We start from the raw sequence: 26,697 nt of genomic DNA on the forward strand, positions 1-26,697 counted from the left end.
CTCAGAGCTTCTGCAAACCGACGTCCACAAAGTGCCGCTCACCGGTAACGTAGTACTCTACTCCGCTCACCAGATGATCGAGATCAGGATCGATAGAAACAAATGCCGCCTTTACGCGACACCCACGGCTGATCAACGTCCTAGAGAGCCGCTTGTAACGCTGATATCGCGTCAAGTCACGGAATGCGATCAACGTCACGGACTTCGGTTCACCCAGGAATTTATAGAGCGCATCCTCCTGGCTCTCCCACGTTAATGCACTGCGAGCGTAGTCTGACTTCGAACGGTATTCGTTAATTTTTGCTTTAACATCCAAGATGCATTCGATCCACGACTCAGCCGTAGTGCTGTCAAGAATCCGGCCGAACCCGTAGGTATCGACCAATGCTTTGACATCCGGCATCGCAGGCGCAACAACAGGCAAACCGGCGGCTATGTAATCAAAGCATCTGTTTGGCAGACCAACTGCACCGTTTGGATTGGCAATATCGCTGGTAATCAGACCGATATCGGCTCCCGCCGCGAGATGGGCAAGACGTTCGTAGTTTACAAATTCGAAAAGATGTACTCGATCAGCGATACCCAACTCCTCAATCAACGTGAGGATTCGCTGGTGGTACTCGACTGGCTTCAGCCTTACAAACGCTGCGAGGTGATAACTCTCAGGAAGCGCTGCCAACGCCTGCATCACAGGCTCAAATCCAATGACGACGTTACCACTGGCAAACAGCAGTGTAGCATCATCTGAAATACTGCACATTTCCCTAAGTTCCGAGTTGCGCTCTGTCGTCGCGTACTCACGGAAATTTTTTACAACATGCACAGGAGGCCCAAAACGGGTCAAGGTTTTAGCAAGTGCGTCCCCAATGGTCAGCAAGCCATCGGCATCCATCATTGCCCCATAGGCTGCGTGGTTCACCATCCCCAATGTAACGGGTGACCAGCGAGGAGCAGCGGACCGTCTGTGAACGTCAACATTTTCGACGTTATCACAGAAAACGGTACCTTCGCCGTTCAGCCTTCTCAGTTCATAAGCCGCGGGCAAACTGTTCGGCAACAACGCGATATAACATTCCGACTTGAGCTCTTCCGAACGCCGGGCAACAGCTTCTGCCAAAAACCCTTGGAAGTACAGCGCGAAATAGGTGCGCGCTGCCCGATAGAATCTTTGAATCTGCTGAAGTTTCTGATGACGTTGAACAGCACTCTCTTTCAGTGCGTCAATTTTAGTTCGATACAGTGACTGTAGTGCTTCATACTTCCCACGATGCTCCTGCGCCATCTTTCTCAACGCCTCGACTTTTAGCTTATGCGAAGTCTGAAGTGCTGTTAACTTTCCGTGGCGCTCTTTGGCCGCCTGTTTAAGCCGCTCAATTTTTGAACGGTTCCGTTCGACATACTCCTGAAGACTTTCGATTTTATGGTTTTTTTTGGTCGAATAAGCTTCCAAGGCTTCAAGCTTAGCCTTAATAGCAACTAATCGAGCATCGCCGCGGACGATCCCTTGGAAAAGCTTCACCAAATCGGTGCGGGTGAGCCCCAACTTTTTTCTGTAACGATACCCAATATTTTTCATCTGTTGATCCTTACAACGCTCCTAATTCATCTCGGCCGCTCTATAATTTTGTGTCGCTGACCGAGATGCAAGTGGGTTTTAAACCCACATGTCCCTCAATGCGCTAACCACTTTCTCGCTGTCCGCCTCGCCCAGATACGGGTGCATCGGCAGACTCATCACACGCTGCGCCACAGCATCACCTACCGGCAAGTCAACCGACCCATCCGCCACCGCTGGCTGCTTGTTCAGGGGGATTGGATAATGCACGGCGGTCGGTACGCCGGCGATTTTGAGTTTTTCTTGAACCAGGTCGCGGTCATCAACTTGCACAGTGAACTGCGCCCAAGCGCTTTGATTGTGCGCTTCGATGAACGGTGGCGTAATACCCGCGTCGGCTAACATATCGGAATAACGCTGGGCAACTCCCTGACGCAACCTCAATTCTTCAGCGAAAATTTCAAGCTTTGGTAGAAGAATGGCTGCCTGCAGCGTATCCAACCGGCTGTTCACACCTACGCGAACGTGGTGATAGCGGCGATCCTGACCATGACGAGCAATCTGGCGAATCACTTTCGCCAGCTCTTCGTCGTTGGTGAAGATGGCACCGCCATCGCCGTAGCATCCAAGAGGTTTGCTCGGGAAGAAGCTAGTACAGGCGATGGTTGTCAGGTTGCAGGAACGCTTGCCTTTATACGAGGCGCCGAAGCTCTGCGCAGCATCTTCGATCACTGGAATACCGTGCTTGGCAGCAATGGCATTAATTGCATCAAAATCGGCGCACTGCCCATAAAGCGATACAGGGATGATCGCCTTGGTACGGTCAGTGATCGCTTGCTCGAGCAGTGCGGGATCAATATTGTAGGTACGCGGGTCAACATCCACATAGACCGGCTTTGCACCCAACAGCGCAACGGTTTCGGCAGTTGCAATGTAAGTGAAGCCAGGGGTGATGACCTCATCACCTGGCCCAATGCCCAAGGCCATTTGCGCAATTTGCAAGGCATCGGTGCCATTCGCACAGGTGATGCAGTACTTGGCGCCGACGAACTCGGCCAACCGATCCTCCAGCTCCTGTACTTCAGGACCAAGGATGTACTGGCCGTGAGAAAGCACACGCTGGATGCCGGCATCAATCTTGTCCTTGATGCGAGACTGCTGGCTCTTTAGGTCAATGAATTCAATCATGGTCAAACAGCCTCTTTGATCAAAGTATTTTCGCGCAACACATAGCGCGCCCCAGTATGCGTGCAGACAGCTTGGCCCTGTTCGTCAAGCTGCAGTTGCTCACCGAATTCACTCATCCAACCGATCTGACGCGCCGGCACACCGACCATGAGCGCATAGGCCGGCACGTCCTTGTTAATTACCGCACCTGCGCCGACAAACGCATACTCACCTACGGTGACGCCGCAGACGATCGTGCAGTTGGCACCCAAGGTCGCGCCCTTTTTCACCAACGTGTCACGGTATTGATCTTTGCGTTCGATAAGCGAACGTGGGTTATAGACATTGGTGAAAACCATACTTGGCCCACAAAACACGCCCTCTTCGAGGGTCACGTTATCGTAGACCGACACATTGTTCTGAATTTTGCAGTGGTCGCCTATCAACACCCGGTTGCCAACGAACACATTCTGGCCGAGCGAAACGCCCGCTCCGATTCGCGCGCCACCGCAAATATGAACGAAATGCCACACACGGGAGTTCGCACCTATTTGCGCACCCTCATCGACAATCGCACTTGGATGTTGATAGTAATTCATGGCTTCAGACTCACATTGGACTGAGGTTGATCGAAAGTACGCAGCAGCTCGTTCGCAGCGTATTGCCCGTAACGAATGGCACCCACCTCGTTGAGGTGATGCCTGTCACGGTAGATGAGCGTGCCCTGCTGATAAGGAGCAGAGCCGAAGAATTCGCTGTCGGAAAAATCGAGAAACTGCACTCCAGGCATGCGCTGGGTTATTTCTCTGACTTGCTGATTGGTGGCCTGCCACTCACGGTTGAATTCCAAAGGTGCCGCCAGGCCGATCTCGGTGAAACGTCTGACTCGCTGCACATCCGTTTCGAACATGGGCACCTGCGCAAGGACGAGCACCCGCTTATGGGCCTTGATGCTGTCAGAAAGAAACTCGGCAAATGCTTTGGCGAACGCCTGGCTTTGCATTTGATATTGCCACATACCGGCAATAATTATTTGGTCGACATTGGGCAGCTCACGGGATACTGCTTCGATTTGTGCCCGGCAAGGCGCATGCGCCCAAGCGGGTAGTCGCTCCACGTCAAAACCCGGTATCGGTACGCAGCTGCTGGCGGTCAGCACTCGATAAGCAGTTCCCTGACGTTTACCGACTTCATCGAAGAAGTAGTTCAACTGGGCCGCATGGCTGTCACCAATGACCAGCACGGATGGCTCGGCATCCGGATTACCGCGCTTGCAGCCCCCAACTTGAACGCCATGGCAAATCAACTTCGGGTTGGCATAGCGGGTCATCTCAACGGGTAGAGGCGCAACCAGAGACGCGTTAAGCCGTTGCCCGCCCCACATCGCCAGGCCGACCACAGCAGCCGCTGCAGTCCACGCCGTCGCTTGGCGCCACATACCGGTAGCGTTTCTTGCCGGTGTCTCCACGAAACGGTAAGAAAGCCACGCCAGCACCAACGAGCTGGCCCCATATGCAACCAGCCAGAGGGTGGGGAGTGTGTAGTGCCCGGAGTAATAGCGCAGAAACGCCAGGACCGGCCAATGCCAGAGATAGAGCGAGTAGGACAGCCCCCCAAACCAGACCATCGGCCGGGTGGCAAGGGCCGCGTTGACTGGACCTCTTCGAGCAGCGATCAGCAGCGCCGCCCCCACGCAAGGCACGGCAGACCAAAAGCCTGGGAAATACCGTTTGTCTATCGTTACCAGTGACACGACCAGCATCGACGCGCCCAGCGCTCCCAGCGCGGTTGCAAGCGCCATGGGCAGTTCACGTTGACGGATCAGCAACGCTACCACGGCACCCAGCATGAACTCCGGGATCCTGGCTATCAAAGAAAAATAGAGTTTATCCGGGGTTGCAGCCAACGCTTGGTAGCCGCTCAGCATAAAGAAGCCGACCGCGAGGGAAGCGAACACGCAGCACCGCCAGCGTGTAGGCACACATATGACCAATACTGGGAAAAACAGATAAAACTGCATTTCAATGGCCAGTGACCATGTATGCAAAAGCGGCAACTCGTCGACCCGTGGTGCGAAGTAACTGCCAAAACTTGAGAAATAATGATTACTGGTGAACGTGGCTGCCGAGCTCAAGCTCTTCTGGAAGACATTGAAGTCATACGGCAGGAAGAGGACGGCCGAGAGTAAGCACACCACCACTAACATGACGAAATAAGCAGGAAGGATTCGCTTGGCTCGACTGATGTAGAACCCGGGCAGACTGAACTTCTCGGTCCATTCTGTCAGCAACGCAGTGATAATAAAACCGGAAATGACAAAAAAGACGTCGACCCCGATGAAGCCTGCTTTCAGAAAGCGTTCATCCGCGTGGTAGAGCATGACCGCGAACACAGCGATGGCGCGCAAGCCTTGTACATCGAGGCGGATACCACGGGCTGAAGTCATCGCATCGGTATCGTTTGGCTTGCTGTAATTATCAGTCGACACGCTGGCTCACGATCCTGCAAAAACACAAAAATGGGTGGCCCAATGCCACCCAAGTCACATCCAACTGTTCAGCGATAAAGAGCCTGCACAAACGGGTGCGCTTCGTTGTCGGCCGCTGTAACGATGGCCGCGCTACGAATCGTGTTTACCGTTTCCACGCAATGGCGTGCGTCCTCGATACCGTAACCCCGGCCAGCCAGAATTTCTTCGTAGCTGGTGGTGTGCAGGTCGGTGAAGCCTTCGGAGAACTCCATTTCGTCCCCGTTGACCGTAATCGAGCGATAGGTGGGTTTCTTGCCCTTCACAGACTCTGGCAAGTCGTTGGCATCTACGGACAGGAACCAGCGCACACGCGCTTTTTCATACTCAAGATAGCCAGCCGCCTTGTGTTCGGACGTGAAGTGCACGACGTTACGCTGCAGCTTGCCGAAGATGAAGTGCAACATGTCGTAGAAATGCACGCCAATGTTCGTCGCCACACCGAACGACTTGCGTGGATCGCCTTTCCAGCTTTGCAGGTACCACTTGCCGCGGGAGGTGATGTACGTCAGATCGACTTCGTATTTGTGCGGGTTGTTTTCACGGGCAACCTTGTCCTTCAGGGCAATGATCGCTTGGTGATGGCGAAGCTGCAGGATGTTGAATAGGCGCTTGCCGGTTTCCTGCTCGATCAAGGCCAGTTCATCCAACTGCTGGGGGGTTGGAACCAGCGGTTTTTCGCAGATCACGTCGCACCCCAGACGCAAGCCTGCCGCGATGTGCGGGTGGTGCAGGTAGTTCGGCGAGCAGATTGCCACGTAATCCAGAGCCGTGGCTGGGTCACGCTTGAGACCATGGGCATGGTCGAGGAAAAACTCGAACTCGGTGAAGAATTCGCTCTGCGGCGAAATACTGTCGATGACGCCTACCGAGTCATTGATGTCATACGCAGAAACCAGGCGGTTGCCGGTATCCTTGATGGCGCGCATATGACGAGGGGCGATGTAGCCTGCAGCACCGATGAGAGCAAAATTTTTCATGAAGCTTCCTTTGAAAAACGAATGAATCCGCCTGGCCGGAGGGCACAGGCGGATCAATTTGCTAGTACGCCAATCAGGCCCTGATGATATGCGCAGCAGGCGTGCGGTATTTACCGCGGCTATCGACGATCAACTTGGCGTTGGATTTGATGAGGGCATAGTCGAAATCGTCGTGATCAGTGGCAAGCACCACGGCATCGAAACCAGCCAGGTTCGAAGCGGTAAGCGGTTCGCTGCTCATCTCGAAGTGGTGTTCACGCATCTTCGGGAACACCGGTACATGCGGGTCGCTGTAGGCAACCATACCGCCTTTGGCTTCAATGAGTTCCATGATTTCCACGGAAGGCGACTCACGCATGTCGTCGACGTTCTTCTTATAGGCGATACCGAGGACCAGCACCCGGCTTCCCTTGAGCGCTTTCCCCGATTCGTTCAGGCCGTCCATAAGCTTGCCCAGCACGTATTCGGGCATCGCTTGGTTGACCTCTCCAGACAATTCGATGAACCGAGTATGGAGACCGTACTCACGTGCCTTCCAGGTGAGGTAGAAGGGGTCGATTGGAATGCAGTGACCGCCCAGACCGGGACCTGGGTAATAGGGCGTGAAGCCGAACGGCTTGGTGGCGGCGGCATCAACCACTTCGAAGATGTCGATACCCATGCGATCTGCGACGATCTTCATCTCGTTGACGAGGCCAATGTTGACCGCTCGGTGGATGTTCTCCAGCAGCTTGGTCATCTCAGCAGCCTTGGTGGAGCTTACCGGAACAACCTGATCAATGGCCTGCTCGTAAAGTGCGATACCCACATCAAGGCATTTCGGTGTATGTCCGCCGATCACTTTCGGGATGGTGCGGGTTTCGAAGTTCGGATTACCCGGATCTTCACGCTCCGGCGAGTAAACGAGGAAGATATTCTCGCCGACAACCAAACCGCCTTCCTGCACGCGAGGCAGCAGCTCTTCTTCGGTAGTACCTGGGTAAGTGGTGCTTTCGAGGGAAACCACTTGGCCAGCGCGCAAGTAAGGTTTGAGCGCATCGGTGGTGTTGATCACGAAGCTCAGGTCCGGCTCGCGATACTTATTCAGCGGCGTAGGCACGCACAGAATCAGCGCGTCGCACTCACTGGCACGCTCAAAATCAATGGTTGCCTCGAAGCCCGACTGACGAGCCTTGGCGATATTGGCAGCCGGGATATGCTCGATATAGCTTTGGCCAGCGTTAAGTTTATCGACCTTGGATTGATCAATATCAATACCTAAAACATTAAAGCCAATCGCATTATAACGCAGCATCAGTGGTAACCCGACATATCCGAGCCCTACGATACCAATCAAGGCCTGCCGGCTTTTATACTTTTCTACCACCGTGTTTATATCTGTCATGCTTTCCAACTCACCTTGATGTACATGCCCGTTCCATGACGGCACAACGGGTTATTGATCCTTCACGATTCATTCGCCAACGAGTGAATCCATTAATAACAACGTGGAAGCTCCCACTCTGTCGAAAAGCGCTCACCCACCCCATCTGGAGAGCAGCCAGCTGCCGATGTGGAAAGGCCGACCAATCATAGGCGGTTAGGCCTCACGGATCCATCGAAGTTTTCAACCCGAGAGATACACCCAAGATGCTCTGCGCTCACTCAACGCACCGCCCCAAGAGCCATGCAATCCCTAACCAAAAGCTCTGCAGCTGACACCAACACCAAGCCCTGAAGACGGCTAAAAATATCAATTTTTCCTCTCTAGGTACTGACTCCGGACGAGTGAGCTATCATAAATCGCTCGTTCAACTATCGGTAACGATACGACTCGGAACATCACCCGATAGACAGACGGGAGCGCCAAACAACCGACAGACATTTGTTCGCACGGAACGATACATCCGCACTGACCTCAATTTTTTGGCATTTGATAGCAAGCAGAAGCGAGCCACGGGGAAATTCGGATCCCTGACGATAGCCGAGAAAAGCCTCGGAGGGAGATGAAAAACCCATGTTGTTACCTAGGCGACGGGCATACATTGTTACACCTAACGTAGCTGACAACAACGCCCAGCCATACCCGCCCATCAGCCAGGGTGCCAGGCGGACCTGGCAACCTCGACTAATGCGCTCACGGCGCGCACCGATTACCCCGCAACCTCCACCTCAGCATCATAATCAGCTTGCTTGAAAAGACTGGCCAAGACTTGAGCCAACAGCTGCTTCGAGCGCCTCTCCCCATGCACCAACACTACCCTCCGCGCCTTGCACCCCAACGCAAACCTGATCAACCCCACCTGATCCGCATGAGCCGAATAACCCTCCAAACTCATCACTTTCGCCCGCACTTCATACATTCTGCCGTCTAGGTCAATTTGCACAAAACCTTCCGCCCCCTGACTCGCTTGGATGACGGCACCGGGTGTACCTTTTGCCTGATAACCGACAAACATCACTTCATGTCTGGGATCGCCCACCATAGCCTTGAGGTAATTGACGATGCGCCCGGCGGAGCACATGCCATTACCGGCGATCACAATAGCGGGACGTCCCGTACTTTTAAGGTAATTGACCACTTGCTGATGTTTAGCGTGTGTATCCACGCATATCAGTTGTTCAAAGCTCAAGGGGTTGCGGCCTTCATATAAACGTTGCCGGGCTTCGGCGTTCCAGAACTGATGCAGGTCTTGGTACGCGCGGGTAATGCGCTGGGCCAGGGGCGAATCGAGGATGATGGGGAGTTGCGACCAATCAAGGGGATCACTCCCGGTATTCTCGCTGCGGGGCGCGAGCAGGGCTTTGCGGTGCAGGATGTCTTCGAGCTCGTAGAGCAACTCTTGGGTACGCCCGAGGCTGAAGGCGGGGATCATGAGGGTGCCGTGATCGGACAACGCGCGATCGATGGCCGCTTCCAGTCGTTGCTGGCGTTCGCTGCGGTCCGCGTGCAGGCGATCGCCGTAGGTGCTTGCGAGCACCAACACGTCCGCTCGCTCTGGTGGCTGTACGGGCTTGAGCAATGGATTATGCGCAGCACCCAGGTCTCCGGAAAATACGACACGCGTGCTGCTGGGCGAATCCGCTTTACATACATCGCACTCGACATAGGCAGAACCGAGCAGATGCCCGGCGCGCTGCAGCCGGATGCGGCATACGAGTCCTTCTCGATCTACGATGGTGTGCCATTGTTCGAAGGGTACGGGGGTTATCAATTTCTCGAGGAATTCCAGGTATCGCTCGACCTGGGTAGGCTCGGCAGTGACGCTGAGCTTATAGGCATCTTCCAGCACCAAAGGTAACAAGCGCGCAGAGGGCTCGCTGCAAATGATCGGGCCGCGGTAGCCGGCGGCGAGCAAGGCGGGAATACGCCCGACGTGGTCCAGGTGCACATGGGTAACGATCAGCGCCTGGATTCCATCGATGGCGAAACCGAGCGAAGCGCTCTCACCTTTCAGAGCGGCATCACCGCCCTGCTCGAGGCCGCAGTCGATCAACAGGCTGGTCGCGCTGTCGAGGTGAAGTTGATGGCATGAGCCGGTCACACCACGGATAGCACCGTGGTGTGAAAGCGTAGGGAATTGCATGCTGCTGAACCTCCAAAGTCTGAATTGAAGCGCGCTATTACTTCATTCATTCAGCTGGAGGATACAGGGCAGGATTCGCCGCCCCTGGAAGGAAAAATCCTCAGTTGCCAGAGAGGGCCGCCTGGCGGGCAGAAGCACGGATCTTGCGCTTGCTGCGCAGCACGCCGTAAGCGCCGAGCAGCGGACCGACAGCCAGGCCAACGACCAATGCGGCGATCACCAGTATCGCTACAGGGACCGCCGGTGCAGTCCAACCGAACAAGACCAAGGAGACGGCTTGCTGATTCTCCAGAACGAAGAACAGGACCACCGCCGCCAGCAGCAGCACGAAGAGTGCCGCCAAGGCACGCTTGAGGTTACGCATCAGGCTGTTCCTTTATCAGTGCGGGACCTGGTCTTCTTCGTTGACGCGATCGCGCAGTTCCTTGCCGGGCTTGAAGTGCGGTACGTACTTGCCTTCAAGATTCACCGACTGGCCGGTCTTGGGGTTACGCCCTACCCGTGGTGAGCGGTAGTGCAAGGAAAAGCTGCCAAAACCACGGATTTCGATGCGATCACCGGTGGCTAGGCATTGTGACATCTGTTCAAGCATGGTCTTGATGGCCAACTCCACGTCCTTGGACGAGAGCAGCCCTTGATGGGTGACAATACGTTCGATCAGCTCCGACTTCGTCATATTTTTCCCTTCGTTATCAAGCAGCTAGATCATTGCTTAACCAGTTTGTAGCACGCCCCGACGGATTTGAACAGGGTGGATCTTGACTTAATAAAAAAATTCAAGATTGCAGGAGACTGGGAAGCGAGATGAGCAGTAGGGAATGGCCGAATAACCAGGCGAGACGCAGTGAATTGATTCAGGGGGAGCTAGCGCCGCTTTGCAGGCTTCGTCAGCGCCTACAGAAGCGGCACGCGACGCGAGGGCGGTATCTGCTTGTTTTCAAACAGGCACAAAAAAGGGCGACCGAAGTCGCCCTTTTTTACCGATCAAACAGAACTTAGTTCTGCTTGGCCATCGCTTCGCGCAGCAGCGCAGCCATGGTGGTGTCGGCAGCAGCTTCCGGAGCGGCGTTTTTCAGGCTCTGGATAGCTTCGCGCTCTTCAGCGTCGTCCTTCGACTTGATGGACAGGCTGATAACGCGGGACTTGCGATCGACGCTGATGATCTTGGCTTCGATCTCTTCGCCTTCCTTCAGGACGTTACGCGCGTCTTCAACGCGGTCACGGCTGATTTCGGAAGCTTTCAGAGTAGCTTCGATGTCGTCGGCCAAGGTAACGATGGCGCCTTTGGCGTCAACTTCCTTGACGATACCCTTGACGATTGCACCCTTGTCGTTCAGAGCAACGAAGTTGGAGAACGGATCGTCTTCCAGTTGCTTGATACCCAGGGAGATGCGCTCGCGCTCTGGGTCAACCGACAGGATGACGGTTTCCAGCTCGTCGCCCTTCTTGAAGCGACGTACGGCTTCTTCGCCGGACTCGTTCCAGGAGATGTCGGACAGGTGAACCAGACCGTCGATGCCGCCGTCCAGGCCAATGAAGATACCGAAGTCGGTGATCGACTTGATGGTACCGGTGATCTTGTCACCTTTGTTGAACTGGCTGGAGAAGTCTTCCCATGGGTTGGACTTGCACTGCTTGATGCCCAGGGAGATACGACGACGCTCTTCGTCGATGTCCAGAACCATGACTTCCACTTCGTCGCCAACCTGAACGACTTTCGACGGGTGGATGTTCTTGTTGGTCCAGTCCATTTCGGAAACGTGTACCAGACCTTCAACGCCTTCTTCCAGCTCAGCGAAGCAGCCGTAGTCGGTCAGGTTGGTAACGCGAGCCTGTACGCGAGTACCTTCTGGGTAGCGCGAGGTGATGGCAACCCACGGATCTTCGCCCATTTGCTTCAGACCCAGGGAAACGCGGTTGCGCTCACGGTCGAACTTCAGGACGCGAACGTCGACTTCGTCACCAACGTTGACGATTTCCGACGGGTGCTTGATGCGCTTCCAAGCCATGTCGGTGATGTGCAGCAGGCCGTCGATACCGCCCAGGTCCACGAAGGCGCCGTAGTCGGTGAGGTTCTTGACGATACCCTTGACCTGTTGGCCTTCCTGCAGGGTTTCCAACAGGGCTTCGCGCTCGGCGCTGTTCTCGGCTTCCAGCACGCTGCGACGGGAAACAACAACGTTGTTGCGCTTCTGGTCCAGCTTGATGACCTTGAATTCCAGCTCTTTGCCTTCCAGGTGGGTGGTGTCGCGCACTGGGCGGACATCAACCAGGGAGCCCGGCAGGAACGCACGGATGCCGTTAACGTCGACAGTGAAGCCGCCCTTAACCTTACCGTTGATAACGCCCTTGACCACTTCTTCGGCGGCGAAAGCTGCTTCCAGAACAATCCAGCACTCGGCGCGCTTGGCTTTTTCACGGGACAGCTTGGTTTCGCCAAAGCCGTCTTCGACCGCGTCCAGCGCAACGTGAACTTCGTCACCGACCTTGATGGTCAGCTCGCCAGCTTCGTTGATGAACTGCTCGAGCGGGATGACGCCCTCGGACTTCAGACCAGCGTGAACGGTAACCCAGTCGCCGTCGATGTCGACAACGATACCGGTGATGATCGCGCCCGGCTGCAGATTGAGGGTTTTCAGGCTTTCTTCAAAGAGTTCTGCAAAGCTTTCGCTCATTTTAATTCCTGTAGATTCGGGCGAAACAGACGCCCATAGCCACATTCCAGACAATGTGGGTTTCGTTCATATAAAGGAAAACCGGCAGGACGTTGACTGGTGCCCCTGCCTGTTCTCCTGGCTATCAGAGCAGATCGCGCTGGGCGAGCTCGCTCCTGATACGTTGCAACACCTGCTCGATGGACAACTCGGTGGAGTCCAGTTGGATGGCATCGGCCGCTGGTTTCAGCGGGGCCACCGCGCGCTGGGTGTCGCGCTCATCGCGCGCACGAATCTCATCTAGCAGACTCGCCAGACTAACATCATCGCCCTTGCCCTTCAACTGCAAATAGCGACGCCGTGCCCGCTCCTCCGCGCTGGCGGTGAGGAACACTTTCAAGGGCGCGTCCGGGAAGACCACGGTGCCCATGTCGCGACCGTCAGCGATCAGGCCAGGCGCTTCGCGGAAGGCGCGCTGACGCTGCAGCAACGCTTCGCGCACTGCGGGCAGCGAAGCGACCATGGAGGCGCCGGCGCCGACGGTTTCGGTGCGGATCACGTTGCTGACATCCTCACCCTCGAGGATGATCTGTTGCAGCTTACCCGGTTCCGCGGCGACGAATTGCACATCCAGATGGGCGGCCAAGGCCTTGAGCAACTCTTCGTTGGTCAGGTCGACGCCGTGGTTGACGGCATTGAACGCCAGCAGGCGGTACAGGGCGCCGGAATCAAGCAGCTTCCAGCCCAACTCGCGGGCCAGAATGCCCGCGACCGTACCCTTGCCCGAACCGCTTGGCCCATCGATGGTGATGACTGGCGCTTGCGAACTCACGATTTGCCCTCTTCTGCGACCCGAATGCCAACCTCGGCGCACAGCGCCAGGAAGTTCGGGAAGGACGTGGCGACGTTGGCGCAGTCATGGATGCGAATCGGCGCGCTAGCACGCAGCGAGGCAACGCTGAAGGCCATGGCGATCCGGTGGTCACCGTGACCGTGCACTTCGCCGCCGCCGATCTGGCCGCCATCGATGATGATGCCATCGGGGGTCGGCTCGCACTTCACGCCCAGGGTCAGCAGGCCGTCAGCCATGACCTGGATGCGATCGGATTCTTTGACGCGCAGTTCCTCGGCGCCGCGCAGCACGGTACGCCCTTCGGCGCAGGCGGCAGCCACGAACAGCACCGGGAATTCATCGATAGCCAGCGGCACGAGGTGCTCGGGGATCTCGATCCCCTTGAGCTTGGCACCGCGCACGCGCAGGTCCGCGACCGGCTCACCGCCAACTTCACGCTGGTTTTCCAGGGTAATGTCGCCGCCCATCAGGCGCAGGATATCAATGACGCCGGTACGGGTCGGGTTGATGCCGACATGCTCGAGCACCAGCTCCGAACCCTCGGCGATCGAAGCCGCGACCAAGAAGAACGCCGCCGAGGAGATATCCGCCGGCACCTCGATGCGGGTTGCACTGAGCTTGCCACCCGACTTGAGCGAAGCGACCGGGCCGTTGGTCTCGACCGCATAACCAAAGCCGCGCAGCATGCGCTCGGTATGGTCGCGGGTCGGCGCAGGCTCGGTGACGGTAGTGGTGCCTTCAGCATACAGGCCAGCCAGCAGCAGGCAGGATTTGACCTGGGCACTGGCCATCGGCAGCGTGTAGTTGAGCGCCTTGAGCTTGTGGCCGCCACGGATGGTCAGCGGCGGACGGCCTTCAGGACCGGTCTCGACCACTGCACCCATCTCGCGCAGCGGGTTGGCCACACGGTTCATTGGGCGCTTGGACAGCGAGGCATCGCCGGTCATGGTGACATCGAACGGCTGGCCGGCCAGCAGGCCCGACAGCAGGCGCATCGAGGTACCGGAGTTACCCAGGTAGATCGGGCCAGGTGGCGGTTTGAGGCCGTGCAAGCCGACGCCATGGATGGTCACACGACCATGGTGCGGGCCTTCGATGACCACACCCATGTCCCGGAAGGCCTGCAAGGTCGCCAAGGCGTCCTCGCCTTCGAGGAAACCTTCGACCTCGGTGGTACCTTCGGCCAGCGAGCCAAGCATGATCGAGCGATGGGAAATCGATTTGTCGCCCGGAACGCGGATCCGTCCGGACAGGCGGCCACCAGGTTGGGCCAGGAAAATCAGATCGTTGGCGTTCATAGCGTCCACATAGGCCCGGCGGGCCAGGATTTTACTGAAATGCTCGCGGGCAGCCCGGGCGCGGGTGAATACACCCAGCAGCTGGTGCCCGTCCCCTGCATCGACCGCGTCGCGCAAGGCGTCGAGATCGCTGCGAAATGTATCCAGGGTGCGCAGGACAGCCTCGCGGTTGGCGAGGAAGATGTCGTGCCACATGATCGGGTCGCTGCCGGCGATTCTCGTGAAATCGCGGAAGCCTCCCGCAGCGTACCGGAAGATCTCCAGGTTTTCATTGCGCTTGGCCAGGGAATCGACCAGACCGAACGCCAGCAGGTGCGGCAGGTGGCTGGTGGCGGCCAGGACTTCGTCATGGCGCTCCACCGGCATGTGCTCCACATCGGCACCCAGCGCGCGCCACAGGCGGTCGACCACGGCCGCGGCGGCCGGATCGGTTTCCGGCAGTGGCGTGAGGATGACCTTGTGGCGGCGGAACAGTGCGGCGTTGGAGGCCTCCACGCCGCTCTGCTCGGAGCCTGCGATCGGGTGGCCCGGGACGAAACGCGACAGACGTCCGGCAAAGGCCTCACGTGCGGCACGCACCACATTGCCCTTGGCGCTGCCCACATCGGTGATCACTGCATCGCCCAGGTCCAGGCGCGCGAGATGGGCCAGGACCTTTTCCATCGCCAGGATGGGCACGGCCAACTGGATCACGTCGGCGCCGACGCAGGCCACGTCGAGGTCTTGCTCGCAGCGATCGACCACGCCGAGCGAAACGGCCAGCTTGCGCGACTGGGCATCCAGATCGACGCCGACCACTTCCCGGCACAGGCCGCTTTCGCGCAGGCCCTTGGCGAATGACCCGCCGATCAGGCCTAGGCCTACGACGACCAGGCGGCCGATGATCGGCGCGGGTTTGGTTGTAACTGCATCTAGCACGAGTGCGAACCCTGTTTAGAAACTATGCCAGTCAGTGAGACCGCAGGGGGCTGCCGGGCAGCCCATCGCGACACGAGGCCGCTCCCACAGGTACCGCGCGAAAACCAAAGGTTTTCGATCAAAGGACCGCCTTCGGATAGGACCCCAGCACCTTGAGCGCCACAGCCTCCTGGCTGATCTTCTCCAGCACCGCCTTAATCAGCGGGTCGCGGTGATGGCCGACGAAATCGATGAAGAACACGTAGGTCCATTTGCCGCTGCGCGACGGGCGGGTCTCGATACGGGTCAGGTCGATGCCGTTTTCATGGAAAGGCACCAGCAGCTCGTGCAGGGCACCTGGCTTGTTGCTCATCGAGACGATGATCGAGGTCTTGTCATCGCCGGTCGGCGGCACTTCCTGGTTGCCGATCATGAGGAAGCGCGTGGAGTTATCCGGGCGGTCCTCGATCTTCTCGGCCAGGCGGGTCAGGCCGTACAGATTGGCCGCCATATCGCCGGCGATGGCCGCCGAATTCCACTCGCCCTTGACCCGTTTGGCGGCCTCGGCGTTGCTGGACACCGCCACGCGCTCGACATTCGGGTAGTGCGCGTCCAGCCACTTGCGGCATTGGGCCAGGGACTGAGCGTGGGAATAGATGCGCGTGATGCTGTCGGTCTTGGTGTTCTCGCCCACCAGCAGATGATGGTGGATGCGCAGCTCGACTTCGCCGCAAATCACCATGTCATGCTCGAGGAAGCTGTCCAGAGTGTGGCTCACCGCGCCTTCGGTGGAGTTTTCCACCGGCACCACACCGAAGTTGACGGCACCTGCCGCCACTTCACGGAACACTTCATCGATGGCAGCCATCGGACGGCTGACCACGGCATGACCGAAGTGCTTCATGGCCGCGGCCTGGGTGAAGGTGCCTTCAGGGCCGAGGTAGGCAACCTTGAGCGGCTCTTCCAGGGCCAGGCAGGAGGACATGATTTCGCGGAACAACCGCGCCATCTCTTCGTTGTCCAGCGGGCCCTTGTTGCGCTCCATGACGCGCTTGAGCACAGCAGCCTCACGCTCGGGCCGGTAGAATACCGGCTTCTCGCCTTCGGCCAGGGAGGCGGTCTTGACCTTCGCCACCTCCTGGGCGCAACGGGCGCGCTCGCTTATCAGCTCGAGGATCTTCTCGTCGAGACTGTCGATGCGTACGCGCAGCGCCTTGAGTTCCTGATCGGACATCAAGCGTGCTCCTTCTCGAACTCGGCCATGTAGGCCACCAAGGCATCGACCGCTTCCAGGCCCAGGGCGTTGTAGATCGAGGCGCGCATGCCGCCGACCGAACGATGGCCCTTGAGGTTGAGCAGACCACGGGCATCGGCGCCGGCCAGGAAGGCCTTGTCCAGGCGCTCGTCGGCCAGGCGGAACGGCACGTTCATCCACGAGCGGGCATTGTGACTGATCGGGTTGGTGTAGAACTCGCTACCATCGATGAAACCGTACAGGCGGTCCTTCTTGACGCGGTTGCGCTGCTCCATGGCCTCGACGCCGCCCTGCTCCTTGAGCCATTCGAACACCAGGCCCGAGAGGTACCAGGAATAGGTGGCAGGAGTGTTGTACATCGAGCCGTTGTCGGCCGCGACCTTGTAGTCGAGCATGGTTGGGCAATGGCTACGGGCGCGACCGAGCAGGTCTTCGCGCACGATCACCACCACCAGGCCGCTCGGACCGATGTTCTTCTGCGCACCGGCATAGATCAGGCCGTACTGGGAGACGTCGATCGGGCGCGACAGGATGTCGGACGACATGTCGACCACCAGAGGAACGTCACCGGTCTGCGGAACCCAGTCGAACTGCAGGCCACCAATGGTCTCGTTGGAGGCATAATGGACATAGGCAGCGTTCTTGGTCAGGTTCCACTCGTTCTGTCCCGGAATAGCCAAATAATCGTAGGGCTTGGCACTAGCGGCGACGTTGACATGACCGAAGCGGCGCGCCTCTTCGATGGCCTTCTTCGACCAGATGCCAGTCTCGATGTAGTCGGCCGTAGCGTTTTCCGGCAGCAGGTTCAGCGGGATCTCAGCAAACTGCTGGCTGGCACCACCCTGCAGGAACAGGACTTTGTAGTTGGAGGGGACGGACAGCAGGTCGCGCAGGTCCTGCTCGGCCTTTTCGGCGATGGCCACGTAGTCATCGCTGCGATGGCTCATCTCCATCACGGACAAGCCCTTGCCACGCCAATCCAGCATTTCGGCCTGGGCACGCTGCAGGACAGCGTCAGGAAGCGCGGCAGGGCCTGCGCAGAAGTTAAAGGCTCGTTTGCTCACATCCACTCTCGCTCTGCCAAATAGTACAAATCTACAATCTTCGATACTGCCGAGCACCCTGGGAAGCGGGTTTACCCGCTTCCACAGGTAGTGCACCGTCCTTGAGGACGCTGCCTGCCGTAATCAGTCAAACGGGGCGACCATGGTCGCCCCGTTCGGGGGTGTTGCGCTGAGTTACTCCTGTGGCGCCTCTTCGGCGACACCACCGTCGTCGTCGACTGCGTCCAGCGCATCGACCTCGACGCCCTCCTCGTCCCCGTCGATCAGTTCGTCGGGATCTTCGGACGGCTCCTGAATCCGCTCCAGCCCCACCAGCGTCTCGTCGGTCGCCAGCTTGATGAGGGTCACACCCTGGGTGTTACGGCCCAGGCTGGAGACCTCACCCACACGGGTACGCACCAAGGTGCCCTGGTCAGAGATCAACATGATCTCTTCGCCTTCCTGCACCTGGATCGCACCGATCAACAGACCGTTACGCCCCTTGGTACCCATGGCGATGACGCCCTGGCCGCCACGGCCGCGACGAGGGAACTTGGACAGCGGGGTACGCTTGCCGAAGCCACGCTCGGAAGCCGTGAGGATCTGCGCGCCGGACTCAGGAATCAGCATGGAGATCACCTGCTGCCCTTTGCCCAGTTTCATGCCGCGAACACCACGGGCGGTACGGCCCATTTCGCGCACCACGCTCTCGGCGAAGCGGATCACCTTGCCGGCGTCGGAGAACATCATGACTTCCTTGGCGCCGTCGGTGATGGCCGCGGCAATCAGGGTGTCACCTTCCTTGAGCTTCAGGGCGATCAGACCGCTGGAACGCGGACGGGCGAACTGGGCCAGCGGGGTCTTCTTAACGGTACCGGAGGCGGTCGCCATGAAGATGTACGCGCCGGTCGGCTCTGCCACCCATTCCGGGGTGTCGCCGTCTTCTTCGTCGACTTCCTCGGCCTCGATCACTTCCCCTTCGAGCACGGTGTCGTCGGCATCCTCCAGTTCTTCGTCGCCATCGGCGTTCTGCTGAAGGGCTTCGAGGTCAATCTGCAGCATGGCGGTGATGCGCTCACCTTCTTCCAATGGCAGCAGGTTGACCAGCGGACGGCCACGGGCGGCGCGGGACGCTTCGGGAATCTCGTAGGTCTTGAGCCAGTAAACCTTGCCCTTGCTGGAGAACAGCAGCAGCGTGGCGTGGCTGTTGGCGACCAGCAGGTGTTCGATGTAGTCCTCGTCCTTCACGCCAGTGGCCGACTTGCCTTTGCCGCCACGGCGCTGTGCCTGATAGGCGGACAGCGGCTGGGTCTTGGCATAGCCACCGTGGGAAATGGTCACCACGCGCTCTTCTTCCGGGATCATGTCGCCGTAGCTGAGGTCGTGGGTGGCGTTGAGGATTTCGGTGCGACGGGCATCGCCGTACTCGGCGCGGATCGCTTCGAGTTCTTCGCGGATCACTTCCATCAGGCGCTCAGCGCTGCTCAGGATGCGGATCAGCTCACCGATCTGCTCGAGGATCTCCTGGTACTCGGCCAGCAGCTTCTCGTGCTCAAGGCCGGTCAGGCGGTGCAGGCGCAGGTCGAGGATGGCCTGGGCCTGTTCCGGCGAGAGGTAGTACTTACCATCACGCAGGCCGTACTGCTCCGGCAGGTCTTCCGGACGGCAGGAGTCGGCACCGGCACGCTCGACCATGACCTGTACGGCGCTGGACTCCCAGGCCGTGCTGATCAGGGCTTCCTTCGCCTCGGAAGGGGTCGGCGAGGCCTTGATCAGGGCGATCACCGGGTCGATGTTGGACAGCGCAACGGCCTGGCCTTCAAGAATGTGACCACGCTCGCGCGCCTTGCGCAGCTCGAACACGGTACGGCGGGTCACCACTTCACGACGGTGACGGACGAACGCCTCGAGCAGGTCCTTGAGGTTGAGCAGACGCGGACGGCCGTCGATCAGCGCGACCATGTTGATGCCGAACACGCTCTGCAGCTGGGTCTGCGAATAGAGGTTGTTGAGCACCACTTCCGGCACCTCGCCGCGACGCAGCTCGATGACGATGCGCATGCCGTCCTTGTCGGACTCATCACGCAGCTCGGTGATGCCTTCGATCTTCTTCTCTTTGACCAGCTCGGCGATTTTTTCGATCAACCGCGCCTTGTTCAGCTGGTACGGCAGCTCGGTGACGACGATCTGCTGGCGACCGCCGGTCTTGTCCTTGTCGATGTCCTCGATCTCGGAGCGGGCGCGCATGTAGATGCGGCCACGGCCGGTGCGGTAGGCCTCGATGATGCCCTGGCGGCCGTTGATAAGGCCGGCAGTGGGGAAGTCGGGACCGGGGATGAACTGCATCAGTTCATCGATCGACACCTCGGGATTGTCGATCAGCGCCAGGCAGCCGTCGATGACCTCGCCCAGGTTGTGCGGCGGGATGTTGGTTGCCATGCCCACGGCGATACCGCTGGAACCATTGACCAGCAGGTTGGGGATCTTGGTCGGCATGACCGCCGGGATTTGCTCGGTGCCGTCATAGTTGGGCACCCAGTCGACGGTTTCCTTGTGCAGGTCGGCCAGCAGCTCGTGGGCCAGCTTGGCCATGCGCACTTCAGTGTATCGCATGGCTGCGGCGTTGTCGCCGTCGACCGAACCGAAGTTGCCCTGGCCATCGACCAGCAGATAACGCAGCGAGAAGGGCTGGGCCATACGCACGATGGTGTCGTAGACCGCAGTGTCGCCGTGGGGGTGGTACTTACCGATGACGTCACCGACCACACGCGCGGACTTCTTGTACGGCTTGTTCCAGTCGTTGCCCAGTTCGCTCATCGCGTAGAGAACGCGGCGATGCACGGGCTTCAAGCCGTCACGCGCATCGGGCAGCGCACGCCCGACAATCACGCTCATCGCGTAGTCGAGGTAAGACTGTCTCAGTTCGTCTTCGATATTGACCGGGAGGATTTCTTTGGCCAGTTCGCCCATGAGAAGCCTGATTCCTTTTTCTGGTGAAACTTCGTCGTTTCCCTCGTAGGACGAACGAAGCTCGCCGCCGCACGCAAAGGGGTGCGACGACTTACGACAAATCAATGAGTTGAGCCATGGATCTGCGCAATGAAGGCCGCTTCAACGAGCGGCCCTGGAAACTGCCGGATGGTATCACAAAGGCGTGGGGCGTGGGAGATATGGCAGGTTGCCGCTGCGCCTGTAAAAACGCCGTTTTTCCTGCCCCACGATGAGGCCATCGTAAAATCCTGAACGATCAGTGCAAACGCTTGCGACAAATCAACTGGGCAATCTTGGCGGTATCAGGCCGTTCTACCACGCCTCGCTCGGTCACGATCACATCGACCAGGTCCGCTGGCGTCACATCGAATACCGGATTGAACACCTCCACCTCGGCTGCCACACGGTTACCCGCCACATCCAGCAGCTCGTCGGCCTCGCGCTCCTCGAGGGGAATGTCCTCGCCGGTAGCCAGGTTCAGGTCGATGGTGGTGCTCGGCGCCACCACCATGAAGCGCACGCCATGGTGCATGGCCGCGACCGCCAGTTGGTAAGTCCCGATCTTGCCAGCCACATCGCCATTGGCGGCGATGCAGTCAGCGCCCACCACCACCCAGGTGATGCCCTTGGTCTTCATCAGGTGGGCCATCGCCGAATCCGCGCACAGGGTCGCCGGGATGCCTTCGTGGGCCAGCTCCCAGGCGGTGATGCGCGAGCCGTGCAGCCAGGGCCGGGTTTCGCCGGCGTAGACCCGCTCCACCATGCCTTCGAGGTAGGCCGCGCGGATCACCCCCAGCGCAGTGCCGAAGCCGCCACTGGCCAAGGCACCAGCGTTGCCGTAGGTGAGGATGGTCTGCGCGTTGCCCTGCTGGCGGCGAATCAGCTCCAGGCCGTGCTGGGCCATGGTCAGGTTGGCTTCGCGGTCGCTTTCATGGATTGCCACCGCTTCGGCCTCCATGACCGCCAGCACGTCTTCATCCGCACGCAGACGCTGCAGACGCTCGCGCATGCGGTTGAGCGACCAGAACAGGTTGGCCGCCGTAGGCCGGGCTTCGGCAAGGGCAAGGAAATCTTCCTCCAGCGCGTGCTCCCAGTCCTCTCCCTCGGCCAGGCGCTGGCGCAGGGCAAGCACCAGGCCATAGGCGGCGCTGATACCGATGGCCGGCGCACCGCGCACCGCCATCTGGCGGATCGCGTCGACCACCGCCGTCACGTCGGTGCAGGCCAACCAATGCTCACGAACAGGCAGCAGGCGCTGGTCGAGCAGATGCAAGGTGCCATTACGCCACTGGATGCCGGTCACCTTCTCCGCCGCCAAAAGTCGCTCGCGCATCGCCTCTCCCCGTCGTTCGCTGATCAAAAGCGGCCGATTATAGCGAGCCTCAGCCCTGGACGCTCGGGTATACTGCGCGCTTGACTCAACCGAACCAGGTGCCCTTCGCATGCCCACAGCCCCCTCCCCCCTCGACCTGCTGCTCGTACCGGGCTGGCTGGTCCCCGTGGAGCCGGCCGGCGTGGTACTCAAGGAGCACGCCCTGGGCATCCGTGACGGGCTGATCGCCTGGCTCGGCCCGCGTGAACGGGCACCGGCTGCACGGGAAATACGCGAGCTGCCCGACTGTCTGCTGTGCCCCGGCCTGATCAACGCCCATGGCCACGCCGCCATGACCCTGCTGCGCGGGCTGGCCGACGACCTGCCGTTGATGACCTGGCTCAAAGAGCACATCTGGCCGGCCGAAGGCCGCCGGGTGGATGAAGCCTTCGTGCGCGATGGCACGGACCTGGCCATCGCCGAGCAGCTCAAGGGCGGCATCACCTGCTTTGCCGATATGTATTTCTTCCCGCGGGAGGCCTGCGACCGAGTGCACCGCAGCGGTATTCGCGCCCAGATCGCCGTGCCTTTGCTGGATTTCCCCGTCCCTGGCGCCCGCACGCCCGACGAAGGCCTGCACCTGGCCATCGAGCTGTTCGATGACCTGCGCCACCACCCACGCATCAGTGTCGCCCTGGGGCCTCACGCGCCCTATACGGTCAGCGATCAGAGCCTTGAGAAGATCCGCGTCATCGCCGACCAGCTCGACGCCCCGCTGCACATGCATATCCACGAGACCGCCGGCGAAGTCGAACAAGCCCTGGCCGAGAACGGCGAGCGCCCGCTGGCGCGCCTGGCCCGTATCGGCCTGCTGGGCCCAAGGCTGCAGGCGGTGCACATGACCCAGATCAGCGACGATGACCTCACTCTGTTGGTAGAAAGCGACACCAGCGTTGTCCATTGCCCCGAATCCAACCTCAAGCTGGCCAGTGGCTTCTGCCCGGTGGAACGGCTATGGCAGGCCGGGGTCAACGTGGCGGTGGGCACCGACGGGGCGGCCAGCAACAACGACCTGGATCTGCTCGGCGAAACCCGCACCGCGGCCCTGCTGGCCAAGGCGGTCGCCGGCTCCGCCACAGCCCTGGATGCCCACCGAGCCCTGCGCATGGCCACCTTGAATGGTGCCCGCGCCCTGGGTCTTGAGGCGGTCACCGGCTCGCTGGAGCTGGGCAAGGCCGCTGACCTGGTGGCTTTCGACCTCTCGGGGCTGGCCCAGCAGCCCGTGCACGACCCGGTTTCGCAACTGATTTACGCCACAGGCCGCGACTGCGCACGGCATGTCTGGGTCGCCGGCCACCAACTGCTCGACGACCGACGCCTGACGCAGATGGACGAACAAGCTTTGACGACCACGGCCCGCGCCTGGGGCGCGCGCATCGCAGGCCACGAATGACGGCCGCAAGCCTTGGGTTTGCGCCTGTAACACTTTTATCGAAGATTCAGAGGATTGTTCCATGAGCAACGTCGACCACGCCGAAATCGCCAAGTTCGAAGCCCTGGCTCACCGCTGGTGGGACCGCGAGAGCGAGTTCAAGCCGCTGCACGACATCAACCCGCTGCGGGTCAACTGGATCGACGAGCGCGTGGGCCTGGCCGGCAAGAAGGTGCTGGACGTCGGCTGCGGCGGCGGCATCCTCAGCGAAGCCATGGCCCTGCGTGGCGCCAGCGTCACCGGCATCGACATGGGCGAGGCACCATTGGCCGTGGCCCAACTGCACCAGCTGGAGTCCGGCGTCGAGGTCGAATACCGCCGCATCACCGCCGAAGAGATGGCCGAGGAAATGGCCGGGCAGTTCGACGTGGTCACCTGCCTTGAAATGCTCGAACACGTGCCTGACCCCTCCTCGGTGATTCGCGCCTGCCATCGCCTGGTCAAGCCGGGCGGCCAGGTCTTCTTCTCGACCATCAACCGCAACCCCAAGGCCTACCTGCTGGCGATCATCGGTGCCGAGTACGTGCTCAAGATGCTGCCGCGCGGCACCCACGACTTCAAGAAGTTCATCCGCCCGTCGGAGCTGGGCGCCTGGAGCCGCGTCGCGGGCCTCGAGGTGAAAGACATCATCGGCCTGACCTACAACCCGCTGACCAAGCACTACAAGCTCAGCAGCGACGTCGACGTCAACTACATGATCCAGACCCTGCGCGAGGAATGAGCATGCGTTTGCGAGCAGTACTCTTCGACATGGACGGCACCCTGCTGGACACGGCGCCGGATTTCATTGCCATCTGCCAGGCCATGCTGGCCGACCGTGGCCTGCCGGCCATCGATGACCAGCGCATTCGCGACGTGATTTCCGGCGGCGCCCGGGCCATGGTCGCGGCCACCTTCGCCATGGACCCGGACGCAGAAGGCTTCGAAGCCCTGCGCCTGGAATTCCTCGAGCGCTACCAGCGCGACTGCGCGGTGCACAGCAAGCTGTTCGACGGCATGGCCGAGCTGCTCGAGGACATCGAGAAAGGCAACCTGCTGTGGGGCGTGGTCACCAACAAGCCCGTGCGCTTCGCCGAGCCGATCATGCAGCGCCTGGGCCTGGCCGAGCGCTCGGCCTTGCTCATCTGCCCGGACCACGTGAAAAACAGCAAGCCCGACCCCGAGCCGCTGATTCTCGCCTGCAAGACCCTGAACCTGGACCCGGCCAGTGTCCTGTTCGTCGGCGATGACCTGCGCGACATCGAGTCCGGCCGTGATGCCGGTACCCGCACGGCGGCGGTGCGCTATGGCTATATTCATCCTCAGGACAATCCCAACAACTGGGGAGCAGACGTGGTGGTGGACCACCCCCTGGAACTGCGCAAGGTGATCGACAGCGCGCTGTGCGGCTGCTGACCTGATACAACCGGGTTTGGGGAGGGCATAGCGCTCCCCGTTGATCGCAACTGACTTCAAAGGACCGACCGATGTACGACTACACCGCCCGCCCCGACCTGCTCAAAGGCCGGATCATTCTGGTCACAGGCGCTGGCCGTGGTATCGGTGCTGCCGCCGCCAAGGCCTATGCCGCCCTGGGGGCGACCGTGCTGTTGCTGGGCAAGACCGAGGCCAACCTCAACGAGGTCTACGACCAGATCGAGGCGGCCGGCCATCCGCAACCGGTAGTGATCCCGTTCAACCTCGAGACCGCCCTGCCCCACCAGTACAACGAACTGGCCGTGATGATCGAAGAGCAGTTCGGCCGCCTCGACGGCCTGCTCAACAATGCCTCGATCATTGGCCCGCGCACGCCGCTGGAGCAGCTTTCGGGCGAAAACTTCATGCGCGTGATGCACATAAACGTCAATGCCACCTTCATGCTGACCAGCACGCTGTTGCCGCTGCTCAAACTGTCGGAGGACGCGTCGGTGGTGTTCACCTCCAGCAGCGTCGGGCGCAAGGGCCGCGCATACTGGGGCGCCTATGGTGTCTCGAAGTTTGCCACCGAAGGGCTGATGCAGACCCTGGCCGACGAACTGGACGGCGTAGCGCCGGTGCGCGCCAACAGCATCAACCCTGGCGCCACCCGCACCGCGATGCGTGCCCAGGCCTACCCGAGCGAGAACCCGCAGAACAATCCGCTGCCCGAAGAGATCATGCCGCTGTACTTGTATCTGATGGGTCCGGACAGTGCCGGGGTGAACGGGCAGGCGTTCGACGCCCAGTAACAGGGCCGTCCAGCCTGACACGATCAGAGGCCAGGCCAGCTCCTACAGGTAACGTGTTGCCCCTGTAAGAGCTGGCGCAGCCTGCGATGGGGCGCAAGGCCCCAGACCTTACCCTATCGCCAGCGCCGGCCGCAGACGCCCTGGCTGACGATGCTCCAGCTGCATGCATCGCTCCAGGAACAGGAACATGCAGTCATAGCTTTTGCAGATCGTCCTGCGCAGCTCGGCCCGCAAGCCCGGAGTCGGGTGCTCGCCAGCCAGCGTACAGATGATCTCCAGCGCCTCCCACGGATGCGCATCATCGTATTGAGCATGCATCTTCAGCCATTTCATCGCGCGCTTGCGGATGTCCTCGGGGAAGCTCAAGGCATAGGTGTCGGTGGAACACACCAGCGCCGCCCACTCACCTGTCGCGCCTTCGATCGCATAGTTGGTCGCGGCCATCGACAGCGCCAGCGACTCGGTGGCACAAACCCGCCAGCACCAGTCATTGAGGCCATTGAGCTCCGGCGGGACCTCCTGGGCCTGCAGGTCAGCCAAGGTGATCCCGTGGGCCTGGCACCAGTGCAGCCAGTAGTCGGCGTGGTTGAGCTCGACGCGGATGTTGCGCATCAGCCAGCGCCTCGCCATGTCTTCGCCTGGGTGCCGGGCAAAGCGGGTCTTGGTCAGGTTGTGGGCCATATAGAGGGAGAACTGCTCGACCACCGGCCAGCCACCGATCAGGTACTGGCGGATAGTGGCCTGCTTGAGCTGGCCGTCTCGCAAGCGCTGGTAGAACTCATGCTCCACCACCCGCCGCTTGCTTTCGCGGCACTCTTCGATCAATTGCTGAGCCCAATCGGGGTAACTGGCGGCATCCATCAATGGGCCGATTCGTACGAAGGTATCAATCACTTTCTG

General features: G+C 59.7%; 21 protein-coding genes. 4 read left to right on the plus strand and 17 right to left on the minus strand.

The window, feature by feature from the left end; all coding sequences use genetic code 11:
• Position 1 precedes the first annotated feature (1 nt).
• From AB1N67_RS18215 to mtnA, 16 genes are all read right to left on the minus strand, one after another.
• Positions 2–1,576, minus strand: a complete 1,575-nt coding sequence (locus AB1N67_RS18215; protein ID WP_367863329.1) for a glycosyltransferase — start codon at positions 1,574–1,576, stop codon at positions 2–4.
• Between the two features lie 78 nt (positions 1,577–1,654).
• Entirely contained in the window at positions 1,655–2,743 is a 1,089-nt protein-coding gene (locus tag AB1N67_RS18220; protein ID WP_102082362.1) for a DegT/DnrJ/EryC1/StrS aminotransferase family protein, read from the minus strand.
• Between the two features lie 2 nt (positions 2,744–2,745).
• Entirely contained in the window at positions 2,746–3,321 is a 576-nt protein-coding gene (gene wbpD / locus AB1N67_RS18225) for a UDP-2-acetamido-3-amino-2,3-dideoxy-D-glucuronate N-acetyltransferase (protein WP_102082361.1), read from the minus strand.
• On the minus strand, positions 3,318–5,168 hold the full coding sequence (locus tag AB1N67_RS18230; protein WP_102082360.1) for an acyltransferase family protein: 1,851 nt from the start codon (positions 5,166–5,168) through the stop codon (positions 3,318–3,320). Before AB1N67_RS18230 ends, wbpD begins: the two co-directional genes overlap by 4 nt.
• 110 nt (positions 5,169–5,278) lie before the next feature.
• Positions 5,279–6,229 carry a UDP-N-acetyl-2-amino-2-deoxy-D-glucuronate oxidase gene (gene wbpB / locus AB1N67_RS18235; RefSeq protein ID WP_102082359.1) on the minus strand — a complete coding sequence of 317 codons (951 nt, stop codon included), beginning with the start codon at positions 6,227–6,229 and terminating at the stop codon, positions 5,279–5,281.
• Between the two features lie 73 nt (positions 6,230–6,302).
• A complete protein-coding gene (gene wbpA, locus AB1N67_RS18240; protein WP_102082358.1) occupies positions 6,303–7,613 on the minus strand; it encodes a UDP-N-acetyl-D-glucosamine 6-dehydrogenase in 1,311 nt (436 codons plus the stop codon).
• Between the two features lie 748 nt (positions 7,614–8,361).
• Positions 8,362–9,795, minus strand: a complete 1,434-nt coding sequence (locus tag AB1N67_RS18245) for an MBL fold metallo-hydrolase RNA specificity domain-containing protein (protein WP_102082357.1) — start codon at positions 9,793–9,795, stop codon at positions 8,362–8,364.
• 100 nt (positions 9,796–9,895) lie between these two features.
• A complete protein-coding gene (locus AB1N67_RS18250; RefSeq protein ID WP_043206587.1) occupies positions 9,896–10,159 on the minus strand; it encodes a LapA family protein in 264 nt (87 codons plus the stop codon).
• A gap of 15 nt (positions 10,160–10,174) precedes the next feature.
• Positions 10,175–10,471: an integration host factor subunit beta gene (gene ihfB, locus AB1N67_RS18255; RefSeq protein WP_043206588.1), complete on the minus strand. Its 297-nt coding sequence runs from the start codon at positions 10,469–10,471 to the stop codon at positions 10,175–10,177.
• Between the two features lie 319 nt (positions 10,472–10,790).
• Positions 10,791–12,470, minus strand: coding sequence for a 30S ribosomal protein S1 (rpsA, locus tag AB1N67_RS18260; RefSeq protein ID WP_043206589.1), 1,680 nt, complete (start codon positions 12,468–12,470; stop codon positions 10,791–10,793).
• A gap of 124 nt (positions 12,471–12,594) precedes the next feature.
• Complete coding sequence (gene cmk / locus AB1N67_RS18265) at positions 12,595–13,281, minus strand: (d)CMP kinase (RefSeq protein ID WP_043206590.1); 687 nt, start codon at positions 13,279–13,281, stop codon at positions 12,595–12,597.
• On the minus strand, positions 13,278–15,485 hold the full coding sequence (locus AB1N67_RS18270) for a bifunctional prephenate dehydrogenase/3-phosphoshikimate 1-carboxyvinyltransferase (RefSeq protein WP_241502469.1): 2,208 nt from the start codon (positions 15,483–15,485) through the stop codon (positions 13,278–13,280). Before AB1N67_RS18270 ends, cmk begins: the two co-directional genes overlap by 4 nt.
• A gap of 151 nt (positions 15,486–15,636) precedes the next feature.
• Positions 15,637–16,731, minus strand: a complete 1,095-nt coding sequence (pheA, locus tag AB1N67_RS18275; RefSeq protein WP_023379266.1) for a prephenate dehydratase — start codon at positions 16,729–16,731, stop codon at positions 15,637–15,639.
• Positions 16,731–17,816 (minus strand): 3-phosphoserine/phosphohydroxythreonine transaminase, encoded by a 1,086-nt coding sequence (gene serC, locus AB1N67_RS18280; RefSeq protein ID WP_180962739.1) that lies wholly within the window; start codon positions 17,814–17,816, stop codon positions 16,731–16,733. The genes pheA and serC overlap by 1 nt, the downstream gene beginning before the upstream one ends.
• Positions 17,817–17,990: 174 nt before the next feature.
• Positions 17,991–20,765: a DNA gyrase subunit A gene (gene gyrA, locus AB1N67_RS18285; protein WP_043206592.1), complete on the minus strand. Its 2,775-nt coding sequence runs from the start codon at positions 20,763–20,765 to the stop codon at positions 17,991–17,993.
• Between the two features lie 277 nt (positions 20,766–21,042).
• Positions 21,043–22,119, minus strand: a complete 1,077-nt coding sequence (gene mtnA, locus AB1N67_RS18290; protein WP_043206593.1) for an S-methyl-5-thioribose-1-phosphate isomerase — start codon at positions 22,117–22,119, stop codon at positions 21,043–21,045.
• A gap of 109 nt (positions 22,120–22,228) precedes the next feature.
• On the opposite strand from mtnA, the gene AB1N67_RS18295 reads away from it, so the two are divergent.
• From AB1N67_RS18295 to AB1N67_RS18310, 4 genes are all read left to right on the plus strand, one after another.
• On the plus strand, positions 22,229–23,551 hold the full coding sequence (locus AB1N67_RS18295; RefSeq protein ID WP_102082354.1) for a TRZ/ATZ family hydrolase: 1,323 nt from the start codon (positions 22,229–22,231) through the stop codon (positions 23,549–23,551).
• A 61-nt stretch (positions 23,552–23,612) separates the two neighbouring features.
• Positions 23,613–24,311, plus strand: coding sequence for a bifunctional 2-polyprenyl-6-hydroxyphenol methylase/3-demethylubiquinol 3-O-methyltransferase UbiG (gene ubiG, locus AB1N67_RS18300; RefSeq protein WP_043206595.1), 699 nt, complete (start codon positions 23,613–23,615; stop codon positions 24,309–24,311).
• Positions 24,312–24,313: 2 nt separating this feature from the next.
• On the plus strand, positions 24,314–24,985 hold the full coding sequence (gene mupP / locus AB1N67_RS18305; protein ID WP_043206596.1) for an N-acetylmuramic acid 6-phosphate phosphatase MupP: 672 nt from the start codon (positions 24,314–24,316) through the stop codon (positions 24,983–24,985).
• A gap of 71 nt (positions 24,986–25,056) precedes the next feature.
• Positions 25,057–25,797 carry a YciK family oxidoreductase gene (locus AB1N67_RS18310; RefSeq protein WP_043206597.1) on the plus strand — a complete coding sequence of 247 codons (741 nt, stop codon included), beginning with the start codon at positions 25,057–25,059 and terminating at the stop codon, positions 25,795–25,797.
• A 108-nt stretch (positions 25,798–25,905) separates the two neighbouring features.
• Here the strand turns inward: AB1N67_RS18310 and AB1N67_RS18315 are convergent, their stop codons facing one another.
• Positions 25,906–26,691, minus strand: a complete 786-nt coding sequence (locus AB1N67_RS18315) for a TenA family transcriptional regulator (protein WP_043206598.1) — start codon at positions 26,689–26,691, stop codon at positions 25,906–25,908.
• Positions 26,692–26,697: the final 6 nt, after the last annotated feature.

Source organism: Pseudomonas guariconensis, assembly GCF_040822035.1.
GTDB classification, from domain to species: domain Bacteria; phylum Pseudomonadota; class Gammaproteobacteria; order Pseudomonadales; family Pseudomonadaceae; genus Aquipseudomonas; species Aquipseudomonas guariconensis.

Excerpts from the sequence above, each read along its gene's own strand:
- mtnA (WP_043206593.1), bottom strand. The coding sequence starts at position 22,119 with ATGCGCGAGCGACTTTTGGCGGCGGAGAAGGTGACCGGCATCCAGTGG.
- wbpA (WP_102082358.1), bottom strand. The coding sequence starts at position 7,613 with ATGACAGATATAAACACGGTGGTAGAAAAGTATAAAAGCCGGCAGGCC.
- mupP (WP_043206596.1), top strand. The coding sequence starts at position 24,314 with ATGCGTTTGCGAGCAGTACTCTTCGACATGGACGGCACCCTGCTGGAC.
- ubiG (WP_043206595.1), top strand. The coding sequence starts at position 23,613 with ATGAGCAACGTCGACCACGCCGAAATCGCCAAGTTCGAAGCCCTGGCT.
- pheA (WP_023379266.1), bottom strand. The coding sequence starts at position 16,731 with ATGTCCGATCAGGAACTCAAGGCGCTGCGCGTACGCATCGACAGTCTC.
- AB1N67_RS18230 (WP_102082360.1), bottom strand. The coding sequence starts at position 5,168 with ATGACTTCAGCCCGTGGTATCCGCCTCGATGTACAAGGCTTGCGCGCC.
- rpsA (WP_043206589.1), bottom strand. The coding sequence starts at position 12,470 with ATGAGCGAAAGCTTTGCAGAACTCTTTGAAGAAAGCCTGAAAACCCTC.
- ihfB (WP_043206588.1), bottom strand. The coding sequence starts at position 10,471 with ATGACGAAGTCGGAGCTGATCGAACGTATTGTCACCCATCAAGGGCTG.
- AB1N67_RS18295 (WP_102082354.1), top strand. The coding sequence starts at position 22,229 with ATGCCCACAGCCCCCTCCCCCCTCGACCTGCTGCTCGTACCGGGCTGG.
- AB1N67_RS18310 (WP_043206597.1), top strand. The coding sequence starts at position 25,057 with ATGTACGACTACACCGCCCGCCCCGACCTGCTCAAAGGCCGGATCATT.
- gyrA (WP_043206592.1), bottom strand. The coding sequence starts at position 20,765 with ATGGGCGAACTGGCCAAAGAAATCCTCCCGGTCAATATCGAAGACGAA.
- wbpD (WP_102082361.1), bottom strand. The coding sequence starts at position 3,321 with ATGAATTACTATCAACATCCAAGTGCGATTGTCGATGAGGGTGCGCAA.
- wbpB (WP_102082359.1), bottom strand. The coding sequence starts at position 6,229 with ATGAAAAATTTTGCTCTCATCGGTGCTGCAGGCTACATCGCCCCTCGT.
- AB1N67_RS18245 (WP_102082357.1), bottom strand. The coding sequence starts at position 9,795 with ATGCAATTCCCTACGCTTTCACACCACGGTGCTATCCGTGGTGTGACC.
- AB1N67_RS18215 (WP_367863329.1), bottom strand. The coding sequence starts at position 1,576 with ATGAAAAATATTGGGTATCGTTACAGAAAAAAGTTGGGGCTCACCCGC.
- AB1N67_RS18220 (WP_102082362.1), bottom strand. The coding sequence starts at position 2,743 with ATGATTGAATTCATTGACCTAAAGAGCCAGCAGTCTCGCATCAAGGAC.
- AB1N67_RS18250 (WP_043206587.1), bottom strand. The coding sequence starts at position 10,159 with ATGCGTAACCTCAAGCGTGCCTTGGCGGCACTCTTCGTGCTGCTGCTG.